This is a genomic window from Shewanella sp. CG12_big_fil_rev_8_21_14_0_65_47_15 (assembly GCF_002783505.1).
Taxonomy (GTDB): domain Bacteria; phylum Pseudomonadota; class Gammaproteobacteria; order Enterobacterales; family Shewanellaceae; genus Shewanella.
Window position 1 is genome coordinate 140,301 of record NZ_PFGL01000001.1, and the last position, 17,191, is coordinate 157,491.

Sequence of the window (17,191 nt, forward strand, 5' to 3'; positions counted from 1 at the left end):
CTTTTGCTGCTTAAGCGTTTAAAACTTTAGGGTCAGGGATTGCCCCTCACCCATACCTTGCCACTCTATAGTTAACTCCATTATCTCATTGATAATATGCTCAAAATCAGATTCCGAAACCTCAGGTACGGCTAATTTTCGGTGACTACAGGCCTGCTCTAGTAAATAGATAAATCCGGCATAGCTAGGCGCATCGACTGACCACAACAGAGATTGTAATGCTTCGACAATCGATTCGGTTTGCCAAATTTCGGTTTTATCCGCAACCGCTAAAGAAGCCTCGTTATGCTCAAGGGTAAAATTGATATCGGCACCAGCGCGGATCTGCGAGAAGAAAGCACCTTGAATATGCAGACGTTTTTCAACTACGTAGTGGATCATATCGTGGGGTGCTATCCCCTGCTCGGGCATCTGAGTTTGTGTGGCACTGCCGTCCATACGCACACAACGTAACTGTGCATAACGTGCTGAACCTTTAGTAAAGATAACTTGCATATAACCATCCTTAGCCTGTGATTATTGAACCCATAATGCAAACTCAAGTGTAGCTCAACTCGCAAAGATAATGTGCCCCCCTGATAAGCCGTTACAAATTACGCTCGATAAAACGCCAACAATCTTCGGCTGCCAAGGGTTTACTAAAATAGTAACCCTGCACTAAGTCACACCCCATGCTTGAGAGCAGTACCAGTTGAGCTTCGTTTTCTACCCCCTCGGCAACCACAGTTAACCCTAGCTCATGGGACATTGAAATAGTGGCAGCACTAATGGCGGCATCATTTGGATCGCTCTCAATATCCTTAACAAAGGATCTATCTAACTTGAGTCGATCTAAGGGCAGCAACTTCAAATAAGAGAGCGACGAATAACCTGTACCAAAATCATCGATAGCCAACTCAATACCCTGCTGGCGTAACTCGGCCAGTAACTTAGCATTCTGTTCAGGGTATTGCATGGCAACACTTTCAGTGATTTCAAGCTCCAATGCTCCCCTGCCTAGCTCATATTGCGCTAACACATTGAGAATATCTGCAACTATGGTTTCTTTACGCAGCTGATGCGCCGAAAGGTTAACCGCCATCCGCAACTTTTTAGCCCCCTTTTCTCGCCACTGGGCAAGTTGCCTAAGGGCAGTTTCAAGCACCCATTGGCCTATGGGAATGATCATATCAATTTCTTCGGCGATGGGAATAAAACGATCTGGCGCAATTAGACCAAATTCAGGGTGTTGCCAGCGTACTAAGGCTTCGACACTCACAACTTGGCCAGTTTGAATATCGATCTGTGGCTGATAATGTAACCTTAGCTCATCACGGATAAGCACTTGCCTTAAGCCAGTTTCAATATGTTGACGTTCGGTCACCGAGGTGTTCATTGCCGAGGTGAAAAACTGATAGTTATTACGTCCTGCCGCCTTAGCACGATACATGGCCATATCGGCATTTTTCATTAACGCTTCAACACTGTCACCGTCAGTTGGAAACAGGCTGATCCCAATACTGGGGGATGAATGCAACGGTTTATTATCAATGATATAGACTTGACTCAGGCTATTACGTAATGCCTCGGCAACCGTGGCAACTGCGTCATGTTGGATATCTGACAACACGATCACAAATTCGTCACCGCCAAGACGAGCCACAATATCACGACTCCCCACCACAGCCTTAAGGCGATGTGCCACCTCGAGTAACAATAGGTCACCAACATGGTGACCCAAGGTATCGTTGATATTTTTGAAGTGATCCATATCGATAAACATCACAGCTATCTGGCTATGCGACGCCAATGCCTCTTGGAACACCATTTCGAGGCGCGACTGTAAACTGAGTCGATTAGGCAACAATGTCAGCGAGTCGTGGTGGGCGAGAAAATGAATTCGTTCCTCATTCACTTTACGCTCACTGATATCGGTGAAACTGCCGATGTAATGGCTGATCGCCCCCGTTTCATCCCGCACCACGGACATCATCAACCATTTAGGGAAATCATATCCATCCCTGTGACGATCCCACACTTCCCCTTGCCAAAATCCCGTTTGCTCCAGCGCGGCGCGCACTTGAGCATCTAGGCTTCTATCGGTACGCTCCGCCTCTAACAATCGGCAATTTTTACCGATAATTTCATCCCTAGAGTAACCCGTAATATGGGTGAAGGCGGTATTCACATCCACAATAATATCGTTGGCGTCCATAATGGTGATGCCCTCACCACTCTGTTGAAAAACCTGAGCCAACAGATTGACCCGCGCCGCAGTGCGTTCTTGTTCGGTAATATCCTCGACGATAAAGAGGATTAAAGGCTCACCATTCGCCGCCGTCACTAAAGTTCCATTAAGACGCACCGCCACTAACTGGCCATTCTTATGGCGATAATGCTTCTGATAAGGGCCGTAACGGCAGGTATGTTTTAAGCGCTCTAATTGCTCGGCTTCACTCGACTGATAGCGACTTGGCGTTAACTCCCAGGGTTCGAGTCGATTTAATTCCTCCAGCGTATAACCCGTAATATCAACAAAGGCTTGGTTTATCGCAACAAACTGCCCATCTCCTAGACGTTTAAGCACATGCCCAACCGGCGCCTTATCAAATAGATTGCGATATCTTTGCTCACTTTCACTCAGAGTGACCTGAAAAGCCTCGCTGCGGGCAATCTCCTTCGACAAGGCCATGGTTTTTTCAGTCACTTTCTCGGCAATACGATGGCGTTCACCGGAAGAGATCAAGGTCATGCCACCCACCACGGCGCAGGTGATAAAGGCGAGGAGCAACATGAGTAACGACAGGCTAAAGGTATCTCCCATCAGCGTGGCATAGGATTGGTAGATCACTATGTGCCAATTGCGGTCGGCTAACATCAGATTGGTCTGAAAATATTGCCCCGTCTTATCGCTATAAACACTGCCGGAAAACTCGGGAAAATCTTTCTGGCTATTGGCGTAGAGTAAAGTCCCGCCTGCACTGGTATCGGTCAGTTTCCAGTGCAGCCCTTGCACTTTTTCCACCCCACTAATAATTTCCCGTAGATCTATGACGGCCGAACAAAATCCCGAAATATGGCCTAGTCGATCAAAGACAGGGGCGATAAGCAACGAAGCTCCTGGGCCATTAGGATCCTGAGCCAATTGAATTTTTTCCGTCATTACCGGCGTTAGCGTGGCACGGACTTTGGCAATCGCTGCGGCGCGGGTGGGCTCGCTATTGAGATCTAGCCCAAGGGCGGCTTCGTTCCCTCGTAGCGGTTGTATATACATCACAGGCACTAACCAACCATCGGCATTGATATGCCAGTCCGCTGGACGTTTGATTTCATAGGTGCCAGCAATGGCATCGCGCGCCGCGGCTTCAAACTGCTCTTTATCTTCCACTGGGACTAGAGGCAACCAAGACCAAGCACGAAACCCCTCCGTCTGTAGCTGATTACGCTTACCAAACTGGATAAACTCGTCTTCGGAAACCCGTTCACTATTATCGAATAGGCTCGCGAGGGCGACGATTTGCTGCAGATTAGCTCCTTGAAAACTCTCGATATCACTGATGATGGCGTTAGATTGAATTTGAAACTTATCCTGCAACTGCTGACGTTGGTTGATATCTGAGTAGTGATAAATCCCCACGCAAAATAAAAAACCGACCAGCAGCGGAACCCCGGTCTGAATACGCCGAGACCGCCAGATAGTCCTAGGATCGAACAGCAACATAGTCAAAGGGATAAAGATCACCGCTCCGAGCAAATCCCCCATCCACCAATTGAGCAGACTGCCAAGTAAATCGGTACGGGGAATGGTGTCATTAGCGACTAAGGCTAAATTCCCAAACAGCGTTGCTATTAAGCAAGTGAAGCTTAAGCTCAGGCAGGATTTTATAACGGTATTGGGTCTATCTAAGGTCACCAGATGGTCGATACGGCGAAGGACATGGGCCGAGATTATAGCCTGCAGCACAGAACCGAATGCGATGACAATAGGCAACCATCCCCAATGTATCTGCCCGCCCACATTGATATTAATCAGCACAGATCCTATCAAGATGCCAATCCAAGGGGCGTATTCTTTCCATAGGATACAACTCGCGATGGCAATCCCTGCCGCAGGCCAAATTGCCGCCGAGTAACCTGGGGGCAGCGCAATCATCAAGCCCATTTTACCCACGACAAAATAGGCTAAGGCAATACAGAAATTAACCCTAAGGCAATGACTAAATGATTTAATATACAATCCCTTCGCGCTGATACTTATAGTGTTATTAATAGGCATAATGCCCTATTCACCGAATCAATCTCAAGCCCAGAGATGGGACTCCGCTGATTTAATGCTGGCAATAATCGTTTGTGCCCAGTTATTTGCTTTCCTAAGATCTCCACCACGACATTCTTGACACAGATGCTCGTCCTGACAAGTGAGCTACCACTCGGAACCGCTATTTGAGATAGCAAACCAAGATTTGACGAAAGTGGATATTAACGAAAGTCGATCACTTTGCTACCGAACAGATTCGCCAGTGCGATCACGCTTTTGCATTTTTTGAGACTTAGGCCAGTTTCAAATACGTTAAATACGTAAATAAATATGGCAACTATAGTTTTAATTAAGGTTTTTTTAATATTAACTCACTTTTTAGCAGGTGATCTGCTTTCAATCAATCCCCGCTTCTTGTTATCCTCCCGCCGCATAAAAAAGTTGCATGCTGAATATTTTTTATTCAGTTAGTTGACCCACGTTCCCGTTAACCCGGATCCATTAATTGAAATTTGCCCTTAGCCAATTCAGCGCTGAAGGATTGAACCAAGCGGTTCGATTTTCCCACTTCAGCATGACAAACTTAGCCCTGCTTTTTGGGTTACTGTTTGTGCTGCCCGCTGCGGACTTAGTGTCTGTGATGGTCGGCGGCTGCATCGATATTGGCGAATTAATCACCCTAAGTGATGGCTTTTTAATTGAGTTTTTCGGCGCCACGCTGCTGAGCATTTTACTGCTCAACCCCCAGATAATTAAGCAATTGTGGAATCTGTTCGACAATGGCTTCAAGTTTTTCAACAGCTTAGACCTCACTAATGCTGCCCAGTTTTTAGCACCCCCAAGGCTAAAATCCCTCGAACACCTTGCGCACGGTTGTCGCGCCCCACCATTGTAACTCTCTGTTTTAAAATTCAAATTTAGCATTAAGCGCTGAAAGCCGATCCTCAATCTCGCATTGGGGTGGCAGGCATTTTTGTGCCACGCTCGGGCCACTCTCGGATTCGCCTTCGGATAACGCCGCTCAATGCTACTGCCAATCTCTCTGGGCAGAGTTGTAAACCTTAGGGTTAGAGGAATCTTCCTTTGTTAATTCGAAATTTAAGTAAAGTCGCATTCGCGGCGATAGCCCTGATGCTCGCAGGCTGTGATGGCGGCGTATTGGATCCCAAGGGCCAGATCGGTGTCGATGAAAAGCACCTGATCATCATCGCTACCCTACTCATGCTGATTGTGGTTATTCCCGTGATCTTTATGACCTTGTTCTTCGCATGGAAATACCGCGATGGCCGAGATCATGAGGTTTACACGCCTAAATGGTCCCATTCAAGCGCGATTGAAACCGTGGTTTGGATTGTGCCTATTGTGATCGTTGTGATTCTAGGGGTGATTACCTGGGGCTCGACCCATGATCTCGACCCTTACAAGCCACTCGAACACCAGGCCAAGCCGATTATGGTTGAAGTGGTTTCTATGGACTGGAAATGGTTATTTATCTATCCAGAACAAGGTGTCGCATCGGTCAACGAGCTGGCCTTCCCAGCCAATGTGCCGGTGAACTTTAAGATCACCTCTGATACCGCAATGAACTCTTTCTTTATCCCGCAGTTAGGTAGCCAAATCTACTCAATGGCTGGGATGACGACTAAGTTGCACCTGATTGCCAACGAACCCGGCACCTATGGCGGTATTTCCGCTAACTATAGCGGCGCAGGTTTTGCGGGCATGAAGTTTAAAGCCATTGCCACGCCAACGGCGGCCGACTTCGATGCTTGGGTCGCCAAGGCCAAACAACAGGCGACTAAGACCTTAGATTCTGCGACTTACCAAGCCTTAGCACAGAAGAGTGAAAACAATCCTGTTGAATACTTTGGCTCAGTGAGTCACGGCATGTTCGATCAAATCGTTATGCAATACATGCACATGGACTCAAACGAGCACATGGCAGGCCATGAAGGTATGGAACACATGAGTGCCGACCACAGTATGGCTGGCATGCACCACGATATGGTGCATATGGCGAGCGAACAGAAGATGGCCGACATGGAAGGCTCAACCCATTCTGACACTTCATCTACAGAACACTCATCCACTCACAAAGTGGAGGCGGAGTAATCATGTCTTTTCTCGGTAAATTAAGCCTAGATGCGATCCCGTATCATGAGCCTATCATCATGGTGACCCTTGCGGTTGTTGCCGTGATAGGCCTGTACGTCGCAGCCTTTATCACTAAACACAAAAAATGGGGCGTGCTTTGGCACGACTGGTTAACCTCGGTTGACCATAAACGCCTCGGTATCATGTACATAGTGCTTGCCTTCATCATGCTGATCCGCGGTTTTTCCGACGCCATCATGATGCGTACCCAACAGGCACTGGCCACCAATGGCGCCGCAGGTTATCTGCCGCCTGAACATTACGACCAAATCTTCACTGCCCACGGCGTGATCATGATTATCTTTATGGCGATGCCATTTATGATCGGTCTAATGAACTTAGTGCTGCCACTGCAAATCGGTGCCCGCGACGTTGCCTTCCCCTTCTTGAACAACCTCAGCTTCTGGTTAACCGCGTCTGGTGCCGTGCTGATCAATATTTCATTAGGTTTAGGTGAATTCGCCCGTACCGGTTGGGTAGCTTACCCGCCCTTGTCTGAACTGGCTTACAGTCCGGGCGTCGGGGTCGATTACTATATCTGGGCGCTGCAGATTTCGGGGATAGGGACAACCTTAACCGGGGTCAACTTTATCGCGACTGTGCTTAAGATGCGTGCTCCAGGCATGAAGCTGATGCAAATGCCTATCTTCACTTGGACTTGTACTTGGGCCAACATCCTGATCGTGGCATCGTTCCCGATCCTGACCGCGGTTTTAGCGCTGTTAACACTCGATCGCTACATGGGTTTCCACTTCTTCACCAATGATGGTGGTGGTAATGCCATGATGTATATCAACCTGTTCTGGGCTTGGGGTCACCCTGAAGTGTACATCCTGATTTTACCTGCGTTCGGTATCTTCTCGGATGTGATTTCAACCTTTACCTCTAAGCGTCTGTTCGGTTATTCCTCAATGGTATGGGCCAGTGGCGCGATTTCGATCCTCGGTTTTATCGTGTGGTTACACCACTTCTTTACCATGGGCTCTAGTGCCAACGTCAACGCCTTCTTCGGCGTGATGACCATGGTGATTGCGGTCCCGACTGGGGTAAAACTGTTTAACTGGTTGTTTACCATTTACCGCGGCCGCCTGCGCTTAACTGTGCCAGTGCTGTGAACCTTAGGCTTTATGGTGACTTTCACCATTGGTGGTATGACGGGCGTGTTATTGGCCGTACCTGGCGCCGACTACGTACTGCACAACAGCTTGTTCCTGATCGCTCACTTCCATAACACCATTATCGGTGGTGCCGTGTTCGGTTACTTAGCCGGTTTTGCTTACTGGTTCCCGAAAGCGACGGGTTTCCACTTAAATGAGCGTTTAGGTAAAGCGTCATTCTGGTGCTGGCAAATTGGTTTCTATGTGGCCTTTATGCCGCTGTATGTACTCGGTTTTATGGGGATGACTCGCCGTATCAACCACATTGATAACCCAGCATGGAACATGTGGATCTATATCGCTGCCGTGGGTGCTTGCATCATCATGGTCGGTATCATTCTGCAATTCGTGCAACTGTACGTGAGTATCCGTGACCGCGACCAAAACCGTGACACCACGGGCGATCCATGGAATGGCCACACGCTGGAATGGTCAACCGCATCCCCACCACAGTTCTACAACTTTGCTAAGTTGCCACAGGTGTCTGATATCGATGCCTTTACCGATGCCAAAGAAAAAGGCACCGCATATCAACGCCTCAAACACTATCAGCCAATCCATATGCCGAAAAATACCCCGAGCGGTATCTTAATGGCGCTGGGCATTACTGCCGCTGGTTTTGCTGCGATTTGGCACATTCTGTGGCTCGCGATTGTGGGCATGGTGGGCGCGTTTATCGTGTTCTTATTCCGTGCTTATAACAACGATGTCGACTATTACGTTCAACCCGATGAAGTGGCACGCATTGAAAATGCTCACTTAAACAATGTAGTAAGGGGCTGATATGAGTGTTGCAATCCCAGCTGATTTAGAAGTTGCTCACGCCGAGGAGCACCATGACACGGGTGGCAACACCCTGTTTGGTTTTTGGCTCTACCTGATGACCGACTGCATCCTGTTTGCATCGGTATTCGCCACCTACGCCGTGCTCTATATGAACACCGATGGCGGTGTATCGGGTAAAGACATTTTCGAACTGGACTTTGTGTTGATCGAAACCGCAGCCCTGCTGCTCAGTAGTATTACCTATGGCTTCGCCTTGATTTTCGCTAAGCACCACAACAAAGCGGCGACCCTCACTTGGTTAGCCATTACCTTTGCACTGGGCTGTGTGTTTATCGGCATGGAAGTCTATGAGTTCCATCACCTGATCGAACATGGCAACGGCCCACAACGCAGCGCCTTCCTGTCATCTTTCTTTACCTTAGTGGGCATGCACGGCTTGCACGTGACCGCTGGGTTAATTTGGATGGCGATCATGATGATTGAAGTCGCCAAAACGGGCTTAGGCAACCGCAGCATCACGCGCCTGAGCTGCTTAAGCTTGTTCTGGCATTTCCTCGACATTGTGTGGATTTGCGTATTCACCGTTGTGTACTTATTGGGAGCACTGTAATGGGCGCACATACTCATTCGCATGATCATAGCCATGGCGCAGACGATCTGGCCGCCAGCATCAAGTCCTACTTAGTCGGTTTTGTGCTGTCAGTGGTGTTAACTGCCATCCCATTCTGGGCGGTAATGACCCATCACTTCGAGCAATCGACGACGCTTGCCATCGTCGTTGTCACGGCACTGGTGCAGATTTTGGTACACCTTAAGTACTTCCTGCACTTGGACTTCTCAAAGGAAGGCAAGATCAACACCTTCTCCTTCCTATTTACCGCGCTGATCATAGTCATGGTGGTTGGCTTGTCGGTATGGATCATTCTCGAAGCTAACGCTTTGATGATGTAACGAGACACAGCAAATGAACACACAAGCTAGATTGACATCGACGCAATGGAAAGCACGCTCCAAAGGGTATGTACAGGTGACTAAGCCTGGCATCATTTTCGGGAATCTGATTTCCGTTGCTGGCGGCTTCCTATTGGCCGCTAAGGGCGATGTGGATCTGGTCTTGATGCTGGCAAGCTTAGTGGGATTATCCTTAGTCGTCGCCTCAGGCTGTGCGATTAATAACTGTATTGACCGTGACATTGACGCCAAAATGCAGCGCACCTGCAAACGCGTCACCGTCACGGGCGCAATCCCCCTAAGCCATGTCTTGCGGTTTAGCATCGCCTTAGGCGTGTTTGGATTCGGCATCTTAGCCCTGTTCACCAATGCTTTAGCCCTGCTGTTTGCCGCTATTGGCTATGTCGTTTATGTCGGGGTTTATAGCCTCTATATGAAGCGAAACTCGGTTTACGGCACCTTAGTCGGCAGCTTTTCGGGCGCAGTACCGCCCGTGGTGGGCTATTGCAGCGTGACGGGGCAAATGGATATGGGCGCAGTGATTTTATTGCTGATGTTCAGCCTCTGGCAGATGCCCCACTCCTACGCCATCGCGATTTTCCGCTTTAATGACTATGCAGCCGCGAAGATCCCCGTGCTGCCAGTCGCCGAAGGGATGGCCAAGGCGAAGCATCATATAGTGCTCTATATCGCAGTGTTCGCCTTGGTCAGCACTATGCTGCCACTCGCAGGTTACACAGGCACCGCCTTTATGGCCGTGACCTGTGCCACCAGCCTCTGGTGGCTAACTATGGCCCTCAAAGGTTATCGTCAAGATGTGGATATGCCACGTTGGGCCAGACAAGTGTTTGGTTTTTCAATTATTACCATCACAGCACTCAGTGTAACCATGGCGCTCGATTTTCAAGCGGTCAGTCAAACCCCACTGTTTATCTTAGTGCGATAAACATAACCTTTATTCAAAAACAAAAGCGCTAACCTAGGTTAGCGCTTTTTATTTAACGCATTTAAACGCGGCACACTTTGGTAAGCGCCAAGCAGTCTCGTGGAATCCCAAATCAGACTATTCGGCCTTAGACAATGTCTTATGACGTCTACTTACAGATCTCAGTGATCAGTTGATAGTTTGGATCCTCGGTCTTAACGAAATCACCTTTATCCTCAACAATATCAAACAGTTTAATTGTGCACTGATCTTTTCCGTTAATTTTATCCACAAAATACTGAGCTTCATAACTTGCCCCAGCTTTAGGCGTAAAACTGACTTTTTTCACACAATAGGCATAACCATCAATTCGCGTGTTAGCGCCGTCAACCCATACACCGGCAAAATAGAATGAAAGTGGTACTCCCGCCTCTACTTTTAATTCAGTTTGTTGTTTTTCATGGACATCTGAACGATACAACGGCATCCCGATTTTCCGGCCTGCTTGGCGATTTGCCAATAAATTCGCTTTCATACCTAATACAGCAATTTCACCACCTGGAATGAAATTATGTTTGATACAACCTTCAGTGTTATCTATCCATACCGACGTATTAGCACTGTCAGTCGATAACACACGAAGAGAGGCGGTTTCTTTTCCTGAAGCAACTTTATAACCGCTAGTTGCACAAGCCGTTAAAACTGAGGACATTAATAAGACAGATATTGTCTTTAACTTCATAATATTTCCTTTTATATAAAACACAGATAAGGTTGTGCAATCCGCCAAGAAAGCACAACAAAAATACTTATATCAAATAGTTAAACAATTTCAGTCGAATGAAAAACGAATGGAATTCACTACTTCATTGCCGATTTTATATAGACATCGAAGCGGTTTTTCTTAGTCTCGATAACCATACTAGGCTTAATGCCTGCTAAGTCTTCGGCATAATCGGGGCGCTTAACGACCACGCGCTTACTGGCTAGGGCCATGGCGGGGGCGAGCAAACCGTCGGCATCGAGATCCGCGCCGACTAAGGTTTGGAAGACCCGCATTTCCTTTTTAACTAAGGCTGATTTGTCGCGATGGGGATACATAGGGTCGAGGTAGACCACATCAACTTCTTGCTCCAGCTTAGCAAGAGCCTCGAGGCTTGAACCATGGAAAAGCTGCATACGTTCACGCATCCAGTCGCCGATTTCCGCATCTTGATAGGCGCGGCGCAGGCCGTCTTCCAATAATGCGGCCACCACAGGATGGCGCTCCACCATAGTCACACTGCAGCCTAAGCTTGCGAGTACAAAGGCATCGCGGCCTAGACCCGCAGTGCCATCGACCACTTTTGGCGTAACGCCCTGCTTTAACCCAACAGCCTTAGCAATCGACTGACCACGACCGCCACCAAACTTGCGCCTATGGGCAACGGCGCCAGTCACAAAGTCCACCATAATACCATCGAGCTTAGGTTCATCCCGCTTATGCAGAGTCAAAGTGTCTGACTCAAAACGCAATTCAAATGCTGCATTCGCATCAAACACGAGCTGCCAGCGGGCACAAATATCCACAAGTGTTGGGTATTGCTGATTAAAAAAAATCGGGGTCACAGGCTGTCTTCAAACCAACGAAAATGATGGTCATTATGCCTAAAAATCTCATTTATGAATATGCAAGCAAATCACATCACCGAAAGCATCACTGCTTTAGTTAATTTGTCTAAGCCCCCCCTTAAAGAAGAAGACGAATATCACACTGTAATGTACTGATTTATAAAGATAGTAATCTATTTGTATAACAGTTTATTGATTTATGTTATATGTTATATCCCCAGTCAACCTGTGTGACTTCCGTATGGGATAAGGAATTTTTTTGCTTCAATGGCTGAAAGGTTTTTTGTTTATCAGGGAGCAAGACTTTTTAAATCCCGATAGAACGATATTAAAAACCAGTTTATTGCGGATTATTCTGCTCAGTGGTGCGATGCTGACCACTAGCATAGTGCTGCATAGCTCATTCATTGCCTATGAATTAAACCTCACTTTTGTTATCAGCATTACGGCCAGTTTTTTAGTAGTACTGTTTTTGTCTTTATGGTTTACGCGCAAATATTTACTTGCCAGTTCAATCAGTTTGCTGGCAATGGTGATCGCGGCCTGTTTATCTATGCTGTTGTTTATTCCCGACTTTAACCTATCGCAGGCAGGCATTACTTTCCTGTATACGCTGCCGTTAATGGCACTTTTCCTCTTTAGCAGGAAAGCAGCCTTCGCTATGATGTGTTTCAATGTATTACCTTTTTTATTGCTGCTGCGTAACCAAAATCTTCCCCCTATTATCGATATTGATATCAGCCTGCCCGCGACCCACGCTTATCTCAACGGGTTGCTATTTATGTTTTTTAATATCTGTATTCCCTTATCGGCGATGCGCCTGTTAAAAACCCAGAAAGTCCATGCACAGCAGATGATCCAGCATCAAAACGCGCTGCAACGCTCCTTAGATCAATATGCTGAAATCTTTGACAATAATGGTACTGCTTCTTTCTTCTGCAATGAGGAGGGGGTAATTCTCAATCTGAATAATGCGGCGAAGGACATTACAGCCAAGGTCACCCTCAACAGCACTCGCCTATGTGATATTTTTGAACTGACCGAAGATACCAGCGTGAATTTACTGGCGGCGTCATTTCAGACCCGTTTGAAAAACAATGAAAACAGTCGATATCTACTGCAAAAAGCCTCATTGGAGCACCATGATACTTTGTTGTTTCACTGCCACGATATCACGGCACAAACAAACCATGCGCTTGAATTAAGTCGGCTCAAAAAACACCATATCAGCACACATTTTTATGATTTAGTGACTGGGTTGCCAAACGAAAACCACTGGTATAATCCTGCCCCAAGCGCGATCCATCAAAAAATGACCGTCGCCTTGGTTAAAATTGATAATCTGAGTCAAATCAATACCGCCTTTGGGATAAGCGTCGGCGATGCCATCCTAAAAGCCTTTGCGATTGAGCTCAAAGAACGCTTCGGCCATCAGGCAAAAATATACCGCTTCAGGGGAGTATCGCTTGCACTCGAGTTTACTAGCCTGCCGCTGATCTCCCCCGAAAACCTAGCGCAACAATTACGTCAGCACATTCCAACTAGCCTAAAACTAAAGCAAGAACAGCAAATTGAATATCATCTCGAATATAGAGTTGGTTGCTGTTCGGGTAATAAATCGGCACCGCAACAGGCTGCCGAGCAATGCTTAATTGCCATAAAACAAACTACCCAAGCTAACCCTGTCATAGTGTACTACGTTGGTTTAATTAATAATTTATTAGAAGCATCATCCCAAGAAGTCAAAATCCGCGACGCGTTAAAACACAACCGACTCGAAATGTGGTTACAACCTAAAGTGATGGCGGATGGCCATATCATTAGCTTTGAAGCACTCGCCAGAATGTTCGATAAAGACGGCAGTATGATCATGCCCAGCACGTTTATCCCCATCATAGAATCATCGCAATTACAGGCGATTTTTGCGGTAAAAGTGTTTAGACAGTTACTCCAATTGATCCGTTCTTGGCCGAAAAATGTCCCTATGGTCACGATCGCCTTCAATCTATCGGGGCAAGATATTCTGTCGGATCGCTTCTTTAAAGTCTTGATCCAGACCTATATGAATCATCCCGAGCTTATCCCATTACTAGAAATTGAAATTACCGAAACCTCTGTATTTTCAACCCACAAAGAAACAGGCCGTCGCCTAAACACCTTAGCTCGCATGGGTGTATCCATTGCGATTGATGATTTTGGCACTGGCCATGCTTCATTGAGTCAGCTCATAGATATCAGTGCCGACACGATTAAAATCGACCGTTACTTCGTTAGCCAACTGGGCATTAGCGAGCGTCACACTCAAATTGTTAACGCCGCAATTCTGTTAGCAAAAAGTTTAAAACTGAATGTTATTGCAGAGGGGATCGAAACCGAAACTCAATTATTGCAACTCACCGCACTTGGGTGTGAACAGTTTCAAGGCTATCTATTTGGTAAACCGGCGCCCGCCGCGCTTTGGCTAAAAACATTTCAACTGCAAACCCCCACACACTGGCTCACCCATAAAAAACATGCTAACTGAGGCATTAATTTTACGCATTAGCGCATCCTAGGTATAATTGCCGATATGCATTTGCCTCCCTTTGCTTTGTTTGCAAATAACTAGGATCCCCCATGTTAAGTTACCGCCACGGTTATCACGCCGGCAATTATGCCGATGTGCTGAAACACGCTATTTTGCTGCAAACCCTGCAGTTAATGCATAAGAAAGACAAACCACTCGTGTATATCGACACCCATGCGGGTGCGGGTGGTTACGCGTTAACGGATGAGTTTGCCCAGAAGACGGGCGAGTACCTCGAAGGTGTAGCTAAGCTCTGGGATAAAACCGATCTACCAAAATCGCTGCAGGATTATGTCGCTGCGGTGCGTCACTTTAATGAAGACAATCCTGAAGAACTCAACTTCTACCCAGGATCTCCCGCCATTATCGATATGGAGCTGGGGCCAAAGGATCGTATGCTGCTGCACGAATTGCACGGTACCGATCATCTGCTGCTGGACGAATATTTCGAACAAGATAAGCAAGTTAAAGTTATTAAGGGCGATGGGTTAAAAGGGCTGATTGCCGCAGTACCACCGTTAGAGCGCCGCGCCTTAGTGCTAGTCGATCCTAGCTATGAGATGAAAACCGATTATCAAGATGTCGCCGAAACTCTGATTAAAGCGCACAAACGTTTCGCTACTGGAGTGTTTATCCTGTGGTATCCGGTGGTAAACCGCGCCCAGACCGAGGGCATGTTATCGCGCCTCGCCAACAGTGGCATTAAGCGTCAGCTTAGAATTGAGCAGGCCATTAAACCCGACTCCGACGAATTTGGCATGACAGCGGCGGGATTATGGATCATCAATCCACCTTGGCAACTGGATGAAATTGCAACCGAATTAATCGACTATCTCGGAAAAACCCTAGGCCAAGCGGGCGGTAACGTCACAGTCAAATGGGAAGTCGGCGAATAGGCAGGTTTACGATTAAGCCATTGCATAGAGCAGCAAATACCCTAAGGGTTCGCTGCTTTTATTTTTGAAGCTCAAAATCTGTGGTGGCAGCGAATCCTATACCTTAGTGCTGCGGTAACGTTTTAGCAGAATTTGCACCCGCTCAACATAGGCTAGGGTTTCAGGATAGGGGGGAACCCCCTTGTATTGGGTGACGGTTGTGGGTCCCGCATTATAGGCGGCACAGGCTAATGCAATATCACCATTAAACTGTTTTAGCATTTGTGCCAAATACTTACTGCCACCTAAAATATTTTCCTCTGGAAGAAACGCGTTCGTCACCCCCATTTCTTTGGCCGTTTCAGGCATCAATTGCATCAATCCCATAGCACCGGTACGGGACAAGGCTTTGGCATTGAAGGCTGACTCGGCATGGATCACAGCGCGAATTAAGGCGGGTTCTAGTTGATGTTTATGGGCCGCATTGGAGATCAAAGCGTCATAATTCTGGGTAAATAACCGGATACGATTCCAATCGATAGTGGAGTCGGGACGACAGGCAAAACAGTCGAACAGTAATATCTGATATTGGCTGTTACTCGGGGCTTTATCGGTAAAAACTGTGACCCCATTGGCCTGTTTATATTGATAAACTTTAACTTTCTCCTGCCCTTCACTGCTGGCGATACCAGTGTCGGAATAACGCGCCACGATACGAGGTTTAGGTTTAGCCACGCTTTCCTCCGCGTAGACACTCGGCATCATCAAAAACAAGATCACCCACAGGCTAAGCCCGAGTTGACGAGGTAGTGTGAGTGGCGCACGCGTATGCAGTGGACGAGTGAACGACATTAAAGCCCCGTGTGTTGATTAAGTTTAAGTACTTCAATAATAGCAAAGAGTTGCTTCATCTCACGGTTTAACTGGCTAAATTCTGCTGAAAAACTCGCGCCATGGAAAATAGACTGCATTTGAAAATGGGTTCGGCGATTCGGCAGGAACATAATCAACTTACTTCTGAAGAAAGCGCATTGGATCTCGCCGTTAAAATGTTTGGCAAGCTCCAGTAAACGCGCCATAAATGCCGTATTGAGCAAATAGCGTGACTCAACTTGATCCGTAGAAAAGACATCAAACTCCTTTTCAAACAAGGGATCTTCGAGTTTTACGCGCTCAAGTCCTGCATGGCTGTCGGAAAAAAAGTTGGCTAACCCACCACGATCCCTGAGCACGACAGTATGACCCATAAAGGTCTTATGGCTGCTCAACTCCACGACTAGTCCGCGGAATCGAGTTTCCGTTCGCGTCACGGTTCTGCGCCTATTGGTACTGATATCCAACTCTTCGACCTTCACATCCTTAGTCAGGGTAAGCTCATTGACGATAAGTTCTACCCCTTTATATTGGCCGTGAATATAGTCACCGAAACTCACTTTGTCGTAATTGGGCAAGACTTTCGCCGCCGAGAGCCGATGCATATCGACGCGCATCTCGCGGTTATAGATAAAGTCATCACCAAAGAACTTACACATGATGGGGTAAATTTCCTGTTGCACCTGACGTTTAAATTGTCGAGTGGGAGTAAAACTCCATAGGCTTAGGCCCAATAATGCCAGCAACGGCAGAGGAAACAGAAAAAGGCCACGACTCCACCCCACCATAGCCAATAAGACAAAACCTAAGACAATCAGCAAACTCAAATATAGGCGTTTGCGAGTGGCCTTTAGGCAAGCGACTCGCTTAGTCTCATATCCCATGGCTATGGGCGCAAGGTGCGCCTGATAATAGGCTTCCAATTGCGGTAACTCGGTTGAATCCGCAGACAACGCAGAGGGCTGCCGCTGAGCTTTAATCGGACGACCTAAGAGAAAGGACAATATATTCATTTATATCGCCCTTTTTGCAGGGCATAGCACCCGGTAACAAAAA

Annotated in this window: 13 protein-coding genes and 1 pseudogene; 8 read left to right on the forward strand and 6 right to left on the reverse strand. The window is 47.2% G+C overall.

Going from position 1 to position 17,191, the window contains the following annotated elements:
- Positions 1–18 precede the first annotated feature (18 nt).
- Positions 19–495: a cytoplasmic protein gene (locus tag COW15_RS00605; RefSeq protein WP_293628742.1), complete on the reverse strand. Its 477-nt coding sequence runs from the start codon at positions 493–495 to the stop codon at positions 19–21.
- A 91-nt stretch (positions 496–586) separates the two neighbouring features.
- Positions 587–4,255 (reverse strand): EAL domain-containing protein, encoded by a 3,669-nt coding sequence (locus COW15_RS00610; protein ID WP_293628744.1) that lies wholly within the window; start codon positions 4,253–4,255, stop codon positions 587–589.
- 556 nt (positions 4,256–4,811) lie between these two features.
- On the opposite strand from COW15_RS00610, the gene COW15_RS00615 reads away from it, so the two are divergent.
- The 6 genes and pseudogenes from COW15_RS00615 to cyoE all read left to right on the forward strand — a co-directional run bounded on the left by COW15_RS00615 (position 4,812) and on the right by cyoE (position 10,231).
- On the forward strand, positions 4,812–5,132 hold the full coding sequence (locus tag COW15_RS00615; protein ID WP_363699608.1) for a hypothetical protein: 321 nt from the start codon (positions 4,812–4,814) through the stop codon (positions 5,130–5,132).
- Between the two features lie 188 nt (positions 5,133–5,320).
- A complete protein-coding gene (gene cyoA, locus COW15_RS00620) occupies positions 5,321–6,349 on the forward strand; it encodes a ubiquinol oxidase subunit II (protein ID WP_293628748.1) in 1,029 nt (342 codons plus the stop codon).
- Between the two features lie 2 nt (positions 6,350–6,351).
- A pseudogene (gene cyoB, locus COW15_RS00625) lies at positions 6,352–8,331 on the forward strand (cytochrome o ubiquinol oxidase subunit I).
- A gap of 1 nt (position 8,332) precedes the next feature.
- The gene (gene cyoC, locus COW15_RS00630; protein ID WP_293628750.1) at positions 8,333–8,944 is read left to right on the forward strand and encodes a cytochrome o ubiquinol oxidase subunit III; all 612 of its coding nucleotides are present in this window, start codon (positions 8,333–8,335) and stop codon (positions 8,942–8,944) included.
- On the forward strand, positions 8,944–9,285 hold the full coding sequence (cyoD, locus tag COW15_RS00635; protein WP_023266130.1) for a cytochrome o ubiquinol oxidase subunit IV: 342 nt from the start codon (positions 8,944–8,946) through the stop codon (positions 9,283–9,285). The genes cyoC and cyoD overlap by 1 nt, the downstream gene beginning before the upstream one ends.
- 13 nt (positions 9,286–9,298) lie before the next feature.
- On the forward strand, positions 9,299–10,231 hold the full coding sequence (cyoE, locus tag COW15_RS00640) for a heme o synthase (RefSeq protein WP_293628757.1): 933 nt from the start codon (positions 9,299–9,301) through the stop codon (positions 10,229–10,231).
- Between the two features lie 148 nt (positions 10,232–10,379).
- On the opposite strand, the gene COW15_RS00645 is transcribed toward cyoE, so the two are convergent.
- Together COW15_RS00645 and COW15_RS00650 are read right to left on the reverse strand one after the other, a co-directional pair.
- Positions 10,380–10,952 carry a hypothetical protein gene (locus tag COW15_RS00645; protein WP_293628758.1) on the reverse strand — a complete coding sequence of 191 codons (573 nt, stop codon included), beginning with the start codon at positions 10,950–10,952 and terminating at the stop codon, positions 10,380–10,382.
- Positions 10,953–11,071: 119 nt separating this feature from the next.
- Complete coding sequence (locus tag COW15_RS00650) at positions 11,072–11,818, reverse strand: class I SAM-dependent methyltransferase (protein WP_293628759.1); 747 nt, start codon at positions 11,816–11,818, stop codon at positions 11,072–11,074.
- A 262-nt stretch (positions 11,819–12,080) separates the two neighbouring features.
- On the opposite strand from COW15_RS00650, the gene COW15_RS00655 reads away from it, so the two are divergent.
- Both COW15_RS00655 and rlmJ read left to right on the forward strand, forming a co-directional pair.
- A complete protein-coding gene (locus tag COW15_RS00655) occupies positions 12,081–14,345 on the forward strand; it encodes a bifunctional diguanylate cyclase/phosphodiesterase (RefSeq protein WP_293628761.1) in 2,265 nt (754 codons plus the stop codon).
- Between the two features lie 92 nt (positions 14,346–14,437).
- Positions 14,438–15,283 (forward strand): 23S rRNA (adenine(2030)-N(6))-methyltransferase RlmJ, encoded by an 846-nt coding sequence (rlmJ, locus tag COW15_RS00660; protein ID WP_293628763.1) that lies wholly within the window; start codon positions 14,438–14,440, stop codon positions 15,281–15,283.
- A gap of 96 nt (positions 15,284–15,379) precedes the next feature.
- Here the strand turns inward: rlmJ and COW15_RS00665 are convergent, their stop codons facing one another.
- Together COW15_RS00665 and COW15_RS00670 are read right to left on the reverse strand one after the other, a co-directional pair.
- The gene (locus COW15_RS00665; protein ID WP_293628765.1) at positions 15,380–16,114 is read right to left on the reverse strand and encodes a lytic transglycosylase domain-containing protein; all 735 of its coding nucleotides are present in this window, start codon (positions 16,112–16,114) and stop codon (positions 15,380–15,382) included.
- A complete protein-coding gene (locus tag COW15_RS00670; protein ID WP_293628767.1) occupies positions 16,114–17,148 on the reverse strand; it encodes a DUF3137 domain-containing protein in 1,035 nt (344 codons plus the stop codon). Before COW15_RS00670 ends, COW15_RS00665 begins: the two co-directional genes overlap by 1 nt.
- Between the last annotated feature and the right edge of the window lie 43 nt (positions 17,149–17,191).

Coding starts and splice junctions, on each gene's coding strand:
- COW15_RS00615 (WP_363699608.1), top strand. CDS start 4,812: ATGACAAACTTAGCCCTGCTTTTTGGGTTACTGTTTGTGCTGCCCGCT.
- rlmJ (WP_293628763.1), top strand. CDS start 14,438: ATGTTAAGTTACCGCCACGGTTATCACGCCGGCAATTATGCCGATGTG.
- COW15_RS00605 (WP_293628742.1), bottom strand. CDS start 495: ATGCAAGTTATCTTTACTAAAGGTTCAGCACGTTATGCACAGTTACGT.
- COW15_RS00670 (WP_293628767.1), bottom strand. CDS start 17,148: ATGAATATATTGTCCTTTCTCTTAGGTCGTCCGATTAAAGCTCAGCGG.
- COW15_RS00610 (WP_293628744.1), bottom strand. CDS start 4,255: ATGCCTATTAATAACACTATAAGTATCAGCGCGAAGGGATTGTATATT.
- COW15_RS00665 (WP_293628765.1), bottom strand. CDS start 16,114: ATGTCGTTCACTCGTCCACTGCATACGCGTGCGCCACTCACACTACCT.
- cyoD (WP_023266130.1), top strand. CDS start 8,944: ATGGGCGCACATACTCATTCGCATGATCATAGCCATGGCGCAGACGAT.
- cyoE (WP_293628757.1), top strand. CDS start 9,299: ATGAACACACAAGCTAGATTGACATCGACGCAATGGAAAGCACGCTCC.
- cyoC (WP_293628750.1), top strand. CDS start 8,333: ATGAGTGTTGCAATCCCAGCTGATTTAGAAGTTGCTCACGCCGAGGAG.
- COW15_RS00645 (WP_293628758.1), bottom strand. CDS start 10,952: ATGAAGTTAAAGACAATATCTGTCTTATTAATGTCCTCAGTTTTAACG.